This is a genomic window from Kitasatospora albolonga, assembly GCA_002082585.1.
GTDB lineage: Bacteria > Actinomycetota > Actinomycetes > Streptomycetales > Streptomycetaceae > Streptomyces > Streptomyces stephensoniae.
In genome coordinates, this window is the sequence record CP020563.1 from 5,437,650 (window position 1) to 5,451,272 (window position 13,623).

The window sequence follows — 13,623 nt, forward strand, 5'->3', positions numbered from 1 at the left end:
CATGCCCCTGCCGGGAGTCTCGCGCGGCTCCGGCACCACCCCCCACCAGCGCACCGCCTATGAGGAGGACCCCTCACATGTCAGTGATGCGTCACACCCCCCATGCACGTCGAAGACTTGCCGCGGCGACCGTCATAGCCACCGCAGCCGCCGTCGCCCTCGCCACCGCCGGTACCCTCCCGGCGACCGCGGCCGACCGCGCACCCGAAGGCGTGATCCTGAACGCGGGCGCCCCGGACACCGTCAGCGGCAGCTACATCGTCACGCTGAAGGACTCCGCCGCGAAGTCCGACTCCGCCAAGGGCAAGGCCCTGGCGAAGAAGTACGGCGCGAGCATCGAGCGCACCTACCGTGCGGCGCTCAACGGCTACGAGGTCGAGGCCACCGCCGCGGAGGCCAAGAGGTTCGCCGCCGACCCGGCCGTCGCGTCCGTCTCGCAGAACCGTATCTTCACGATCGACGCCACCCAGACCAACCCGCCGTCCTGGGGTCTGGACCGCATCGACCAGCGGAACCTTCCGCTGGACCAGCGCTACACCTACCCCGACAAGGCCGGTGAGGGCGTCACCGCGTACGTCATCGACACCGGGGTGCGGATCAGCCACAGCGACTTCGGCGGCCGGGCCTTCAACGGCTATGACGCCATCGACAACGACAACGTCGCGCAGGACGGCCACGGCCACGGCACCCACGTGGCGGGCACTGTCGCGGGCACCGCCTACGGGGTCGCCAAGAAGGCGAAGATCGTCGGCGTCCGGGTGCTCAACAACCAGGGCTCCGGCACCACCGCGCAGGTCGTCGCCGGTATCGACTGGGTGACGGCCAACGCCGTGAAGCCCGCCGTCGCCAACATGAGCCTCGGCGGTGGCGCGGACTCGGTCCTCGACGCGGCCGTGCAGCGGTCCATCAACTCGGGCATCACCTACGCCGTCGCGGCGGGCAACGAGTCGACCAACGCGAACACGAAGTCCCCCGCGCGCGTCGCCGACGCCATCACGGTCGGCTCGACGACCAACACCGACGCCCGCTCCAGCTTCTCCAACTTCGGTGCGGTCGTGGACCTCTTCGCGCCCGGTTCCTCCATCGCCTCGGCGTGGAACTCCAGCGACACCGCCACGAACACCATCTCCGGTACGTCGATGGCCAGCCCGCACGTCGCCGGTGCCGCCGCCATCTACCTCGCCGACAACCCGGGCTCGACCCCCGCCCAGGTCTCCGCCGGTCTCGTCGCGGCGGCCACCACCGGCGTCGTCGGCAACCCGGGCACCGGCTCGCCCAACCGCCTGCTGTACGTCGGCACCGGCAGCACCAACCCGCCGGACCCGGACCCGGGCAAGAAGTTCGAGAACACCACGAGCTACCCGATCCGCGACAACTCGACGGTCGAGTCGCCGGTGACGGTCACCGGGATCACCGGCAACGCCCCGGCCGCGCTGAAGGTTCCGGTCAACATCTCCCACACCTACATCGGTGACCTGAAGATCGACCTGGTCGCTCCCAACGGCACGGTCTTCAACCTGAAGGCGTTCGGCTCGGGCGGCAGCGCCGACGACATCGTGACCACGTACACGGTCAACGCCTCCTCGGTCGCCGCCAACGGCACCTGGAAGCTCCGGGTCACGGACAACTGGACGTATGACACCGGCCGGATCAACAGCTGGGGCCTGCACTTCTGAACCGGCCGCAGCACCTGAACCGAACCAGTGACGCGTGAGGTTGGGGCAGCCACGACCCGTGGCTGCCCCAACCCCGTTTCCGCTAGCGGCGGTTCAGCCCGCGGTGGACCGTGCTGACCAGCTCACCGTCCTCCGTGTCCCCGTCCAGCGACCAGAACATCGCACCGGCCAGGCCCTTGTCCCGGATGTACGAGGTCTTGGCGCGCAGCACCTGCGGGTCGTCGTACGTCCACAGCGTGGTGCCGTCGAAGAGCCAGGCGTGGCCGTTCTTGGTGTCCCGGTGGACCTTGAACGTGCCCGACTGGGCCAGCTTCTTCAGAACCTTGTAGTCCTCGTAGCCGTTCGCCCAGGTGGCCGGAGCCGGGCCGGTGGCAGGCTGGCCGAGGCCCTTGCCGCCGCCGCTCACTCCGGTCCAGCCCTGCCCGTACGTCGGCATGCCCACCACAAGCTTGCTCTTGGGGGCGCCGCGCTTCACCCAGTCCCGTACGGTCTGGTCCACGCTGAAGTCGTTCTTCGCGTACAGCGCCGACTGCTGGGCCGTCTTCTTCTCGCCCGAGACGTGGTAGTCGTAGCCCTGAAGGTTGACGAAGTCGAAGTCCTTCATGAGGCGCTTCACGTCGAAGCCCGCGTCGATCGCCTTCGGGTTGGCGGGGACGTACGCCGACAGGTCGTAGTGCTTGGGCTTCGGCTTGTGGTGGCCGTGGCCCTTGCCCTTCTTCGCCTTGGCCTTCGCCTCGCTCTTCGCGTACGCGTCGAGCTGCTTGCGGAACTCGCTGATCAGCGCGGTGAAGTTCTTCTTGTCCTCCGGGCGGAAGACCGTGCCCTCGTTGGCCGGTGAGCCGGGCCACTCCCAGTCGACGTCGATCCCGTCGAAGACGCCGGCCGCCGCTCCCTTGCCGCCGCGCGCCCCGTCCACCGGCAGGTCGCCCTTGATGTACAGGTCGATGCAGGAGGCGACGAGCGCCTTGCGGGAGGCCGCCGTGCGCACCGAGTCGGAGAAGTGGGTGGACCAGCTCCAGCCGCCGAGCGAGATCATGACCTTGAGGCCGGGGTTCTTGGCCTTCAGCTTGCGGAGCTGGTTGAAGTTGCCCGCGAGCGGCTGGGTGTCGGTGTCGGCGACGCCGTCCACCGAGTTCGCCGCGTCGAGCGGGCGGGCGTAGTCGGCCCAGGCGTCGGCCTGACCGGCGATGTTGCCGGTGAAGCACTTGCCCTCGGCGCTGACGTTGCCGAAGGCGTAGTTGATGTGGGTCAGCTTGGCCGCGGACCCGCTGGTCTGGAGGTCGTTGACCTGGAAGTCGCGCCCGTAGACGCCCCACTGGGTGAAGTAGCCGATGTTCTTGTAGGCGGGGCGGTGGTGGCCCTTGGAGCGGTCGCCGCCGCTGCTCTGGCCGCGGTCGCTGCCGGCCGTCGCGGCCGGGGCGGCACCCGCCACCAGGGCGAGGGCGACTCCGGCGATGGTCAGTCGGGAGAGGTTCTTTCGACGCATGAGGCTCGTTCCTGTGCGTGATCCGGTGCGGGAAGGACATCGGGAAGGAGATCGGGAGCCGTGCTGTGCACAGGAAGGTATTGGTCTGGACCAAAAACGGTCAAGGGGCGGGGAGTTGTGGTCTCGGTGACGGTCTCGACGGTGGCCTCGGGGGTGGTCTCCGCGGCGGTGCCGGTGGTGGTGCCGGTGGCAGTGTCGTTCGGGGGGATTCGGGGCAGATTCGGGGCGGGCCCGGGCGGGTCCGGGGCGCGTTCGGGTGCGGGCACGGAGTGGGCGTGGAGTGGGTGCGGGGCGGGGAATGGCCGGTAACCGCTCTGGCGCTCGTGGCCGATCCATGCATGATCCACCGCAGTGTCATCACATTGAGTGAAACTCTGGCCCATGCTTGCGGTGCGCAACCCACGGTTGTCAGGCTGTTGCAGACTGTCAACCTGTTGGGAGTGGCCTGTGACTTTCGGTGAGCAGCCCGCCTATCTGCGCGTGGCGAGCGATCTGCGAGAGAAGATCGTGAACGGCGCGCTGCCGCCCCATACCCGCCTGCCGTCGCAGGCCCGCATCCGGGAGGAGTACGGGGTATCGGACACCGTCGCCCTGGAGGCGCGGAAGGTCCTGATGGCCGAGGGGCTGGTCGAGGGCCGCTCCGGCTCCGGTACGTACGTGCGCGAGCGCCCCGTCCCCCGCATGATCGCCCGCTCCGGGTACCGCCCCGAGAAGGGCGCCAGCCCGTTCCGCCAGGAGCAGACCGCCGACGGGGTGCGCGGGACCTGGGAGTCCCGCAGCGAGCAGGAGGGGGCGAGCGCCGAGATCGCCGAGCGGCTCGGCATCGAGCCGGGCGACCGGGTCATGCGGACGCACTACGTGTTCCGGGAGGCGGGAGAACCGATCATGCTCTCCACTTCCTGGGAGCCCCTCTCTGTCACCGGGCGTACGCCGGTGATGCTCCCTGAGGAGGGTCCGCTGGGCGGCTGCGGGGTGGTCGACCGGATGGCGGCGATCGACATCGTCGTGGACAACGTGGCCGAGGAGGTCGGCGCGCGCCCGGGGCTCGCGGAGGAACTCCTCGCGCTCGGCGGGGTGCCGGGCCATGTGGTCATCGTGATCGGGCGTACGTACTACGCCTCGGGGCGCGCGGTGGAGACCGCCGACGTCGTGGTGCCCGCCGATCGCTACCGGGTCGCTTACCACTTGCCGGTCAGATGAGTTGACGCCCCGTCGGGCCGGTCCGCTCCGCCGCGAGCAGGGCCGATGAGGTCGAGAAGGGGGCGCATCCAGCGGATGCGCCCCCTTCGGCATGGCCGGATGCGTACCTCTTTGTGTAAAGACGCCTGCGCTGAGTGAAGGTCAGGCGTACGCTCGGGCATATGCGTACTGCGGTTTCCTGGGGATGCTTAGAGACGTGCACGCCGGTGGAGAGAGGGGCGACATGCGGGGGAGCGACACGATGAGCGACAGCGGCGCCGTGCTCCCGTGGCTGGTGATACGGCAGGACGACAGCGGCAACCGCTACCGCGTCGGCAGATATGCCACACAGGCCGAGGCCCAGAAGGTCGCCGACGGCCTGGACGACCGCAAGCACCGCCAGGTGTACCGGGTGGAGCGCATGGGCCAGGGCGGGCGCCCCTGAGGGCCCACCGCGGCCTGCCCGGCCCGCCGCTGCCCGCCACCGCCCACCTCCGCGTTCCGGGACCCTGCCGCGCAGGCGGTAGGGTCCCGCCCGTCCGGTATGAGCGTTCCGGACGCGGCGAACGAGGGCAGGGCGGAGCGGTGATGTCGGTGCTGATCGACACGGTGGCATGGGTGCGGATCGAGAACGGCAGGATTCTCTGCGCCCGGCCCAAGGGCAAGGACGTCTTCTACATCCCGGGCGGCAAGCGCGAGGGCGCCGAGACCGACCTGGAGACCCTCCTGCGCGAGATCGAGGAGGAGCTGACGGTCGGCCTGGTCCGGGAGAGCGTCGTGCACGCCGGTACGTACGAGGCGCACGCCCATGACGGTCCGGGTGCCCCCCTCGTACGGATGAGCTGCTACTACGCCGACTATCGCGGGACGCTGGCCGCGAGCAGTGAGATCGAGGAGGTGGCGTGGTTCACCTACGCCGACCGGCCTCTGGTGCCCCCGGTGGACCAGCTGCTCTTCGACGATCTCGAAGCCGCGGGCGAACTGCGCTGATCGCCGCGCGCGAACTGTGCTGATCGCCGCGGGCGAACCGCGCTGGTCCGCGCTCTGCGGCGGTCCGGCCCCGTACGCGGCCCGCACCCTGCGGCGGTCCGGCCCTCTATGTAGCCCGCGCCCTGCGGCGCTCCGCGCCCGTACGCCCGTCTGCACCAAACCCACCCCGGCGCGGTAGTAACCAATAAATGGTGGGTATGGGCTGTTTAGTCCCCATTTATCTATGGGTGAGCCCGTGGCCGGCCCTGGGAAGTGATCGGCGTGATCGAGACCGAAGGCGACTGCGCCGAGTGGACCTTCCCGGCCGAACCGGGTTCCGTGCGCAGCGCCCGGCACGCCGTCCGTGACGCCCTGCACTGCTGGGGCCTGGACTCGTCGGTCGGCGACATGACCGTCCTGCTGGTCAGCGAGCTGGTGACCAACTCCCTCCGGTACGCCTCGGGCCCCATCGGCGTACGGCTGGAACGTTCGCATCCGGACGCCGGGAGCAACGGGTCCGGTGAGCTGACCGGGGACTTCTCCACCGATCTCCGGCTCGCCGCCGCCCGCCCGCCCACCGCCCCCGGCCTGCTGGTGGAAGTCTCCGATCCGCTTCCGGACGCACCCACCGAACGCCGTGCGGGACCGGACGACGAGGGGGGCCGGGGACTCCAGCTCGTGGCCTGTTCCGCACGCCGTTGGGGGACTCGTCGCGGAAAAAGCGGCAAGACGGTGTGGTTCGAGCTCGCTCTCCCTGGTTAGGAGAGGGGAGGGACGCACAGCGATCACCAGAGGTCGGGCAGAACCTGGCTGAAAGGTACTGAGACCTTGCTGTGATCGTGAACGCCGTGTCGGTCGGGGCCGTAGTGCTGAATACTGCGGGCAGGACCGGTCCGGTGTGTGAGCTGGAGGGGACGGTCGCGTGAGCGAAATACCTGGGACAACGGGCGACGTCGTGTGGCAGAGCAGTCCGCCCGGCTCGATCTACGACTACATCAGGGTCGCCTCCTTCTCGATCGGGGCCGACGGTCTGATCGAGCAGTGGAGCCGCCGGGCCGCCGGCCTCTTCGGCATGGCCGCCGACGAGGCGATCGGGCGTGACCCGGTCGAGGCGTTCATGCCCGCCGAGCTGCGCTCGGACGGCCACCGGAGGGTCGGCGAGATCCTGGACGGCAAGGAGTGGACGGGTCTGGTCCCGTTCCGGATGCCGGGCGAGGGCGGTGCGCACGGGCTCGCCGAGGTCTATGTGATGCCCAGTGAGACGGCGGAGGGCGAGCGGGCCGCGCTCTGTATCGTCGTGGACGTCCGGGCGTTGCGGAGGATCGAGACCGACCTCGCCGCCTCGCAGGCCATATTCGGCCAATCTCCCTTCGGCTTCGTGCTGTTCGGTACGGACTTCACCGTCGTCCGGGCCAACCAGCGCTTCGCCACCGTCTTCGGCGGCGCCGCCGAAGACCACCGGGGCCGTACGGTCGACGACTACCTCCCCGGCCCCGAGGCCGACCGGCTCTCCGCCACACTGAAACGCGTCCTGGAGACCGGAGAGTCCGTCACCGACCTCCAGCTGGTCGGCCCCACCCCCGGCGAGACCGGCCGCCGCCACTGGTCCATGAACCTCTACCGGGTGCACAGCGGCTCCGGCCGCCCCGTCGGAGTCGCGGGCCTCGCCACCGACGTCACCCGCCGCCACATCGCCGCCCGCGAGGCCGCCAGCGCCCGCCGCAACCTCGCCCTCCTCAACGAGGCCAGCGCCCGCATCGGCAACTCGCTCGACCTGGAGACCACCGCCCGCGAGCTCCTCGACGTGGCCGTCCCCGGCTTCTGCGACCTGGCCGCCGTCGACCTCTACCAAGGGCTGCTCACCGGCGAGGAGGCCGCCCCCGGCTCCTGGGCACCCGCCCACCGCGAGTCCGCCGGCGGCTCGGCCGAGCTGCGCCGGGTCGCCCACGCCAGCGCCGTCGCCGACGCCCTGCCGACCGCCGTGGCGGGCAGCGGCGCCCCGGGCCCCGACGACCTGCCGCCCGCGCTCGGCTCGGTCCACCGCTTCCCGTTCGGCTCCCCGTGCGCGGCGGCCCTGCGCTCGGGCCATGTCGAGGCGGTCCCCGGCGACGACATGGGGTTCGTGCAGTCGACGCTCGCCGTGCCGATGGTCGCCCACGACACCGTCGTCGGCCTCGTCCAGTTCTCCCGTACGAAGGGGAGCGAGCCCTTCGGGGAGCGCGACCGGGCGCTCGCCACCGAGCTGGCCGCCCGCGCCGCCGTCTGCATCGACAACGCCCGCCTCTACCGCCGCGAGCACGAACGCGCCCTGATCCTCCAGCGCAGCCTGCTGCCCCCGGGCGACCCCGAGGCCGCCGGACTCGACATCGCCTGCCGCTACCTCCCCGGCAACACCGCCACCGAGGTCGGCGGCGACTGGTTCGACGTCATCGAACTCCCCGGCCACCGCACCGCCCTGGTCGTCGGCGACGTCATGGGCCGGGGTCTGCGGGCCGCCGTCGCCATGGGCGAACTCCGCACCGCCGTCCGCACGTTGGCCCTGCTAGACCTGGAACCCGCCGAAGTGCTCTCCGCCCTGGACGAGGTGGCGCGCGGCCTCGGCTCCCCGGGCGGCGGCGAACGCTCCGAAGGGCTCGGCGGCAGCGGGGGAGCCCAGTGGCCCTCCCGTGCCGCGCAGAAGTCCCGCGAGGCGGACCTCTCCGAGGTGTACCTCGCCACCTGCGTCTACGCGGTCTACGACCCGGTCACCCGACGCTGTACGTTCGCCAACGCCGGGCACCTCCCCCCGGCCGTGGTCGAGCCCGGCAGGCCCGCCCGGCTCATCGACGTACCGCCGGGGATGCCGCTGGGGGTGGGCGGCGAACCGTTCGAGGAGGTGGAGGTCGAGCTCGCCGAGAACGCCCTGCTCACCCTCTACACCGACGGGCTCGTCGAATCCCGTGACCAGACCCTCGACGAGGGCCTGGACGCCCTGCGCTCCGTGCTGACCGGACCGCAGATGCCGCTGGAGGACGCCTGCGACTTCGTCCTCTCCACGCTCGACACCCGGCACGGCGAGGACGACATCGCCCTGCTGATGGCCCGTATCCAGGGGCTGCCCGGCGAGGCGGTGGGGGACTGGACGCTGCCGCGCGAACCCCGCTCGGTGGGCCGCGCCCGCGAACTGGCCCGCTCCCAGCTCATGTCCTGGGACCTGGACGACCTGGTCGACACCACCGAACTCCTCGTCAGCGAGCTGGTCACCAACGCCCTGCGCTACGGCGAGGGCGAGATCAGGCTCCGGCTGCTGCGCGACCGCACCCTGGTCTGCGAGGTGTGGGACGCCGGACTCGTCCAGCCGCGCCGCCGCCGGGCCCGCGACACCGACGAGGGCGGGCGCGGGCTGCAACTGGTCGGGCTGCTCAGCGCCGCCTGGGGCTCGCGCCGCACCCCGCGCGGCAAGACCGTCTGGTTCGAACTGGCCCTGCCGGACGGGGCACCGGCCGCGGAGCTCTCGGTGGAGCAGCTGCTGAGCATGTACTGAGCCGACGGGAGGCGGGGCGTACGTTACGAGGCGCCCGCCTTCAGGGCCGCGAGCCGGGCCTCCACCTCCGCGCTGGCGCCCAGGCTGTCCAGCTGCTCGAACTGCGCGTCCAGCGAGGAGGCGGCCAGCTCCTGCTTGCCCAGGGCCTTCGCTTCCTCGCGCCGCACCTTGTCCTCGAACCGGCTGAGCTCGCTCGTCGGGTCGAGGACGTCGATGTTCTTCACCGCGTCCATCATCTGGTTCTGCGCCTGCGCCGACTTGGCGCGCGCCACCAGCTCGTCGCGCTTGGCCTTCAGCTCGGACAGCTTGGCCTTCATCTGGTCCAGCCCCGACTTCAGCTTCTCCACCACCTCGCTCTGCGAGGCGATCGTCGGCGCGGCCGTCTTCGCCTCCTGCTCCGACTGGAGCTGACGGCCGAGCGCCACCTTGGCCAGGTTGTCGAACTTGTCAGCCTCCGCCACCGACCCCGCCCCGCGCAGCTCGTCCGCCTTGCGGCTGGCGGCCAGCGCCTTGCCGCCCCACTCGGCCGCCGCCTCCACGTCCTCCTTGTGGTCCTGCTCCATCAGCCGGAGGCTGCCGATGGTCGCGGCCACCGCCTGCTCGGCCTCCGCGATGTTGCTGGTGTAGTCGCGGATCAGCTGGTCCAGCATCTTCTGCGGGTCCTCCGCCTGGTCGAGGAGAGCGTTGATGTTGGCCTTGGCGAGCTGGGTGACGCGGCCGAGGATCGTCTGCTTGGTCATGGCACGGCTCCTTGGGAATCGAGATCGTTCGTACGGATGAGGGGACGAGGGAAAGTCGTTCAGAAGCGCCCGCCTCCGCCCCGGCGCCCCCGCGTACCGCCCCCGCCGAAACTGCCCGGCCCGGCACCGAACCCTCCGGACCGCCCGCCGCCGAACCCCCCGGACCTGCCGCCCCCGAACCCGCCCCCGTAACCGCCCCGGCCACCCCCGCCGCCCCCGAACAGCCCGCCGAGGATGATCCCGCCCAGCACCGCCCCGCCCATGCCGCCCCCGCCCCCGCCCCGCGTTCCGCCGGGACCGCCGAAGCCGCCCGGACCTCCCGGCCCCTGGAAGTCCCGTACGTCCTGCGCGGCCAGCTCCAGCGCCTGCCGGGCCAGCGCGTCCGCCTGCTGCGCCTCGGCCAGCGCGCCCTGGGCGTCGGCGGCGGCCAGCTCCCCGGCCCGCTCCCAGCGCCGCTGGGCCTCCGCGAGGCGGGTGCGGGCCGGGGCGCCGACCGCGCCCCGGTGGGTGGTGATGTAGTCGGCCGCCGCCCCGATCGCGGAGCGGGCGGTCAGCATCGCCTGATCGAGGAGCGAGCGGGCCCGCCGGCCGCCCTCCTCCCGCTCCCGCGCCCCGGCGAGCGCCTCGTCCAGGGCCGCGTCCGCCTCCTCGACCCGGCGCAGCGCGTCGACCGGGTCGTACGGGCCTGTGGCCATCGCCTCCCGTACGTCGGTGAGTACGGCCTCCGCGCGGGCGGTCCGGCCCCGCAGGTCGGCGGTGGAGGTGGCGGCGGTGGTCCCTTCGAGGAGGCCGCGCGCGTCGGCGAGGTCGGTCTCCGTCTCGGTGAGGGCGGCGGGCAGCTTCCCGGCGGCCTCGGCCAGCTCCGCCGAGCGCCGGTCCACCGCGTCGACGAGGGTCCCCGCCTGCCCGACCGCGCCCTCGGCGGCCCGGATATAGACGGCGGCCCGGGCGTAGTCGGCGCCGTCCACCGCCTGGCGGGCCTGGTCCAGGGCGGAGGCGGCGAAGGCGAGCCGGTCCTCGGCCTGCCCGACGGCGCCCGCGACGGGGGCGGCGGCCCCGTCCCCGTACCGCTCGCGCATCCCCGCCACCGCGCTCTCCGCCGCCGGGACGCGCCCGGTGAGCGTACGGAACGTGGTCTCGACGCCGGTCAGGGCCTCCGGAGCGTTGCGTTCCAGGGCACGCAGCCGGTCGAAGTCCTCCGCGACGGCGTCGAGCCCCTCGTCGGCCGCCGTGCACCGGGTGAGGATCTCCTCCAGCATCCGGCGGCGGGTCGCGTCGTCCTCGGGGAAGGCGTCGTCGAGCTCCTGGCGCAACCGGAACGACCGCGTCAGCTCGTCCTTGGCCCGTGCGACCGCCTCGGTGAAGGGCTTCGCCGCCTCCTCCCCGAACTGGGCGGTCGCGAAGCCGAGTTCCTCCTCGCTGGTACGCACCGCGTCATCGGTGTCCACCAGCACCTGCTTCGCCCGCGCGTCCAGCTCCTCCAGGGGCACCGGCCCCTCCGACGGCCGCCCCCAGCCGGTCGCGGCGGGGGTGGTACGGGTCCCCGAGCGCCGCTTGCGCCGGGTGTACGCGAACACGGCGAGCGCCCCCGCGCCCCCGACGACGGCCACCGGCAGCAGGAAGTCGCCCGCGCCGGAGGGTCCGGAGGCGCCCGAACCGGGGTCGGCCGGGCCGGGGGTGATGGCGGGGGCGGTCACCGGGCGTCCGGCCAGTACGGAGACGTACCCGTCCGCCGCCCCGATCGCCGCCCCCGCCCAGTCGTTCTCCCGCAGCGCGGGCTCGATCGCGGTGGACGCCACCTCCCGCAGCTGCTCGTCGGTGAGCCGGGAGTCCGCGTCCACGGAGTAGGCGTACTGACGGGCGCGGGTGGCGACGGAGAGCAGCACGTCGTCCTGGCCCAGCCCGTTGCGGTCGGCGGTCTCGTCGCTCCAGGTCTGCCCGGAGCGTCCGGAGAAATCGCGTACGTACACGACGAAGAGCTGGATGCGCCGCTCCGCGTACAGCCGGTCGAGAGCGTCCTCCACCGCGTCCGTACGGCCCTGGAGGGCGCCGGTCCGGTCGGTGATCTGGCCGTCCCGGGAGAGCTCCACGGGGTCGTCGGCCCGGGCGCCCGCCGCCCCGGGGAGCGCGAGCCAGCCCAGGGCGAGGAGCGTGGCGAGCAGGCCGGTGAGCAGGGCCCTGCCCAGGGGCCCGCGCAGGGCCCTGCCGGGCGCGGCGCGCCAGTTTCGGTCCACGAATGGCGTCACGTTCGTGAGGCTATGTCCGGGTTCTGGCCCCCGCGACCGGAGCTTCGGCACCCCTCCCGTACGGGTCTGCGCTGTTCGGATGAAAGGGCGCGGCGGCCCGCGCGTCCGGGCTCGGAAGCCCCGGCCCCCTCCGCCTGATGGGCAAATGTAGAGAAACCGCAACAAGACAGGCCCCACGTGGGTGACCCGGCCGAAGCCTGGAGATGTCACATGACCGGCCTTCAGCTCTCCGTCGTCGTGCCGTGCTTCAACGAGGCCGAGGTGCTCGACACCTTCCACACCGCCCTGCTCACCGTCCTCGAAGGGCTCTCCACCCCCTTCGAGGTCTGCTACGTGGACGACGGCAGCAGCGACGCCACCCGGGAACTCCTCGCCACCCTCGCCCTGCGCGACGACCGGGTCCACTACACCGCCTTCAGCCGCAACTTCGGCAAGGAGGCCGCCATGCTCGCCGGACTGCGCATGTCGCGCGGCGCGGCGGTGGTCATCATGGACGCCGACCTCCAGCACCCGCCCGAGCTGATCCCCCGCATGCTCGAACTGCACCGGCACGGCTACGACCAGGTCATCCCGCGCCGCGACCGGGCGGGCGAGGGCGTGGTGCGCGCCACGCTCAGCCACACGTACTACGCCCTGGTGCGGCGGTGCATGGACGTGGAGCTGATCGACGGCTCCGGCGACTTCCGGCTGCTCTCCCGGCGGGCCGTGGCGAGCGTCCTCTCCCTGCCCGAGAGCAACCGCTTCTCCAAGGGGATCTTCTCCTGGATCGGTTTCGACACCGTCAGCTTCCGCTACCGCAACAGCGAGCGGGCGGCCGGCCGGTCGAAGTGGGGGAGCAGACGGCTGCTGAACTACGGCATCGACGGGCTCCTCTCCTTCAACAACCGCCCCCTCCGCCTCGCCATCTACACCGGCTTCTGGGTCTTCGTCTCGGCCCTGGCGTACGCGCTGTGGACGGTGGTCACCGTGGTCCTGCACGGCGCGGACACCCCGGGGTACGCGACCCTCCTCACCGCCGTCGTCGCGCTGAGCGGCATCCAGCTGGTCACCCTGGGGGTGATCGGCGAGTACGTGGGCCGCATCTACCACGAGACGAAACACCGCCCGCCGTACGTGGTGCGGGAGACCGATGCGACCTGCCGGACCCTGCCGGGCCGCCACCACCGCGTACCGTCCGGGCAGCTGGTGATCGGCGGGCCCGGCGAGCGGCCCGCCCCCTCCACCCGTTCCCGTACGGCGCGCCAGTTCGGCAGCTTCGTCCTCATCGGCTTCGTGAACACCGCCGTCTACCTGTGTGTCTACGCCACGCTCAACCGCTGGATTCCCTACCTCGTGGCCCATGCGCTGGGGTACGCGGTCAGCATCGTCTGCTCGTTCCTCCTCAACTCCTACGTCACCTGCCGGACGCGACCGACCTGGCACGCGTTCGTCCGCTTCCCCCTCTCCAGCCTGGTCAACCTGGTGGCGTCCGGAGCACTGCTCTACGGCGCGGTCAGTGGTCTCGGGATGGACAAGAACCTGGCCGCGCTGGCGGCCGGGGTCATCGTCACGCCGATCTCGTTCCTGCTGGCCCGCTGGGCGATCATGTCGGGCCGCCGCGCCCGGTCTTCCGGGACCCCCGAGAACTCCGCGACCTCCGGAGCCTCCGGGACATCCGTGCAGGAGCGGGCGGCCCAGCCGCTGTCCGGCCGGCCGGTGACCGACCGGCCCCTCTCCTCACGGACGCCCCCACGCCCTTCGGCGGCGGCCCCCCAGACCCCCGTGCGCTCCTCCGAGGAACGGTGATACGACGGATGACCGACAG

At 71.9% G+C, this 13,623-nt stretch carries 11 protein-coding genes; 8 read left to right on the forward strand and 3 right to left on the reverse strand.

Annotation, left to right across the window (positions count from 1 at the left end; all coding sequences use genetic code 11):
* The first annotated feature begins 77 nt into the window (after positions 1 to 77).
* On the forward strand, positions 78 to 1,676 hold the full coding sequence (locus B7C62_24160; GenBank protein ID ARF74983.1) for a serine protease: 1,599 nt from the start codon (positions 78 to 80) through the stop codon (positions 1,674 to 1,676).
* Between the two features lie 82 nt (positions 1,677 to 1,758).
* Here B7C62_24160 and B7C62_24165 read toward each other — a convergent pair whose 3' ends face one another.
* Positions 1,759 to 3,162, reverse strand: a complete 1,404-nt coding sequence (locus B7C62_24165) for a glycosyl hydrolase (GenBank protein ID ARF74984.1) — start codon at positions 3,160 to 3,162, stop codon at positions 1,759 to 1,761.
* A gap of 17 nt (positions 3,163 to 3,179) precedes the next feature.
* Here B7C62_24165 and B7C62_24170 point away from each other — a divergent pair, with 17 nt between their 5' ends.
* From B7C62_24170 to B7C62_24195, 6 genes are all read left to right on the forward strand, one after another.
* Positions 3,180 to 3,623 (forward strand): hypothetical protein, encoded by a 444-nt coding sequence (locus B7C62_24170; GenBank protein ID ARF74985.1) that lies wholly within the window; start codon positions 3,180 to 3,182, stop codon positions 3,621 to 3,623.
* Positions 3,610 to 4,362, forward strand: a complete 753-nt coding sequence (locus B7C62_24175; protein ID ARF74986.1) for a GntR family transcriptional regulator — start codon at positions 3,610 to 3,612, stop codon at positions 4,360 to 4,362. Before B7C62_24170 ends, B7C62_24175 begins: the two co-directional genes overlap by 14 nt.
* A 223-nt stretch (positions 4,363 to 4,585) precedes the next feature.
* Positions 4,586 to 4,786 (forward strand): hypothetical protein, encoded by a 201-nt coding sequence (locus B7C62_24180; protein ARF74987.1) that lies wholly within the window; start codon positions 4,586 to 4,588, stop codon positions 4,784 to 4,786.
* Between the two features lie 143 nt (positions 4,787 to 4,929).
* Positions 4,930 to 5,331: a DNA mismatch repair protein MutT gene (locus tag B7C62_24185; GenBank protein ARF74988.1), complete on the forward strand. Its 402-nt coding sequence runs from the start codon at positions 4,930 to 4,932 to the stop codon at positions 5,329 to 5,331.
* Between the two features lie 252 nt (positions 5,332 to 5,583).
* Positions 5,584 to 6,072 carry a hypothetical protein gene (locus B7C62_24190; protein ARF74989.1) on the forward strand — a complete coding sequence of 163 codons (489 nt, stop codon included), beginning with the start codon at positions 5,584 to 5,586 and terminating at the stop codon, positions 6,070 to 6,072.
* Between the two features lie 160 nt (positions 6,073 to 6,232).
* Positions 6,233 to 8,833, forward strand: a complete 2,601-nt coding sequence (locus tag B7C62_24195; protein ARF74990.1) for a PAS sensor protein — start codon at positions 6,233 to 6,235, stop codon at positions 8,831 to 8,833.
* A 23-nt stretch (positions 8,834 to 8,856) separates the two neighbouring features.
* Here B7C62_24195 and B7C62_24200 read toward each other — a convergent pair whose 3' ends face one another.
* Both B7C62_24200 and B7C62_24205 read right to left on the reverse strand, forming a co-directional pair.
* Entirely contained in the window at positions 8,857 to 9,573 is a 717-nt protein-coding gene (locus tag B7C62_24200) for a hypothetical protein (GenBank protein ARF74991.1), read from the reverse strand.
* A gap of 59 nt (positions 9,574 to 9,632) precedes the next feature.
* Entirely contained in the window at positions 9,633 to 11,747 is a 2,115-nt protein-coding gene (locus tag B7C62_24205; protein ID ARF77354.1) for a fibrillarin, read from the reverse strand.
* Between the two features lie 282 nt (positions 11,748 to 12,029).
* On the opposite strand from B7C62_24205, the gene B7C62_24210 reads away from it, so the two are divergent.
* Entirely contained in the window at positions 12,030 to 13,604 is a 1,575-nt protein-coding gene (locus B7C62_24210; protein ID ARF74992.1) for a sugar transferase, read from the forward strand.
* Positions 13,605 to 13,623: the final 19 nt, after the last annotated feature.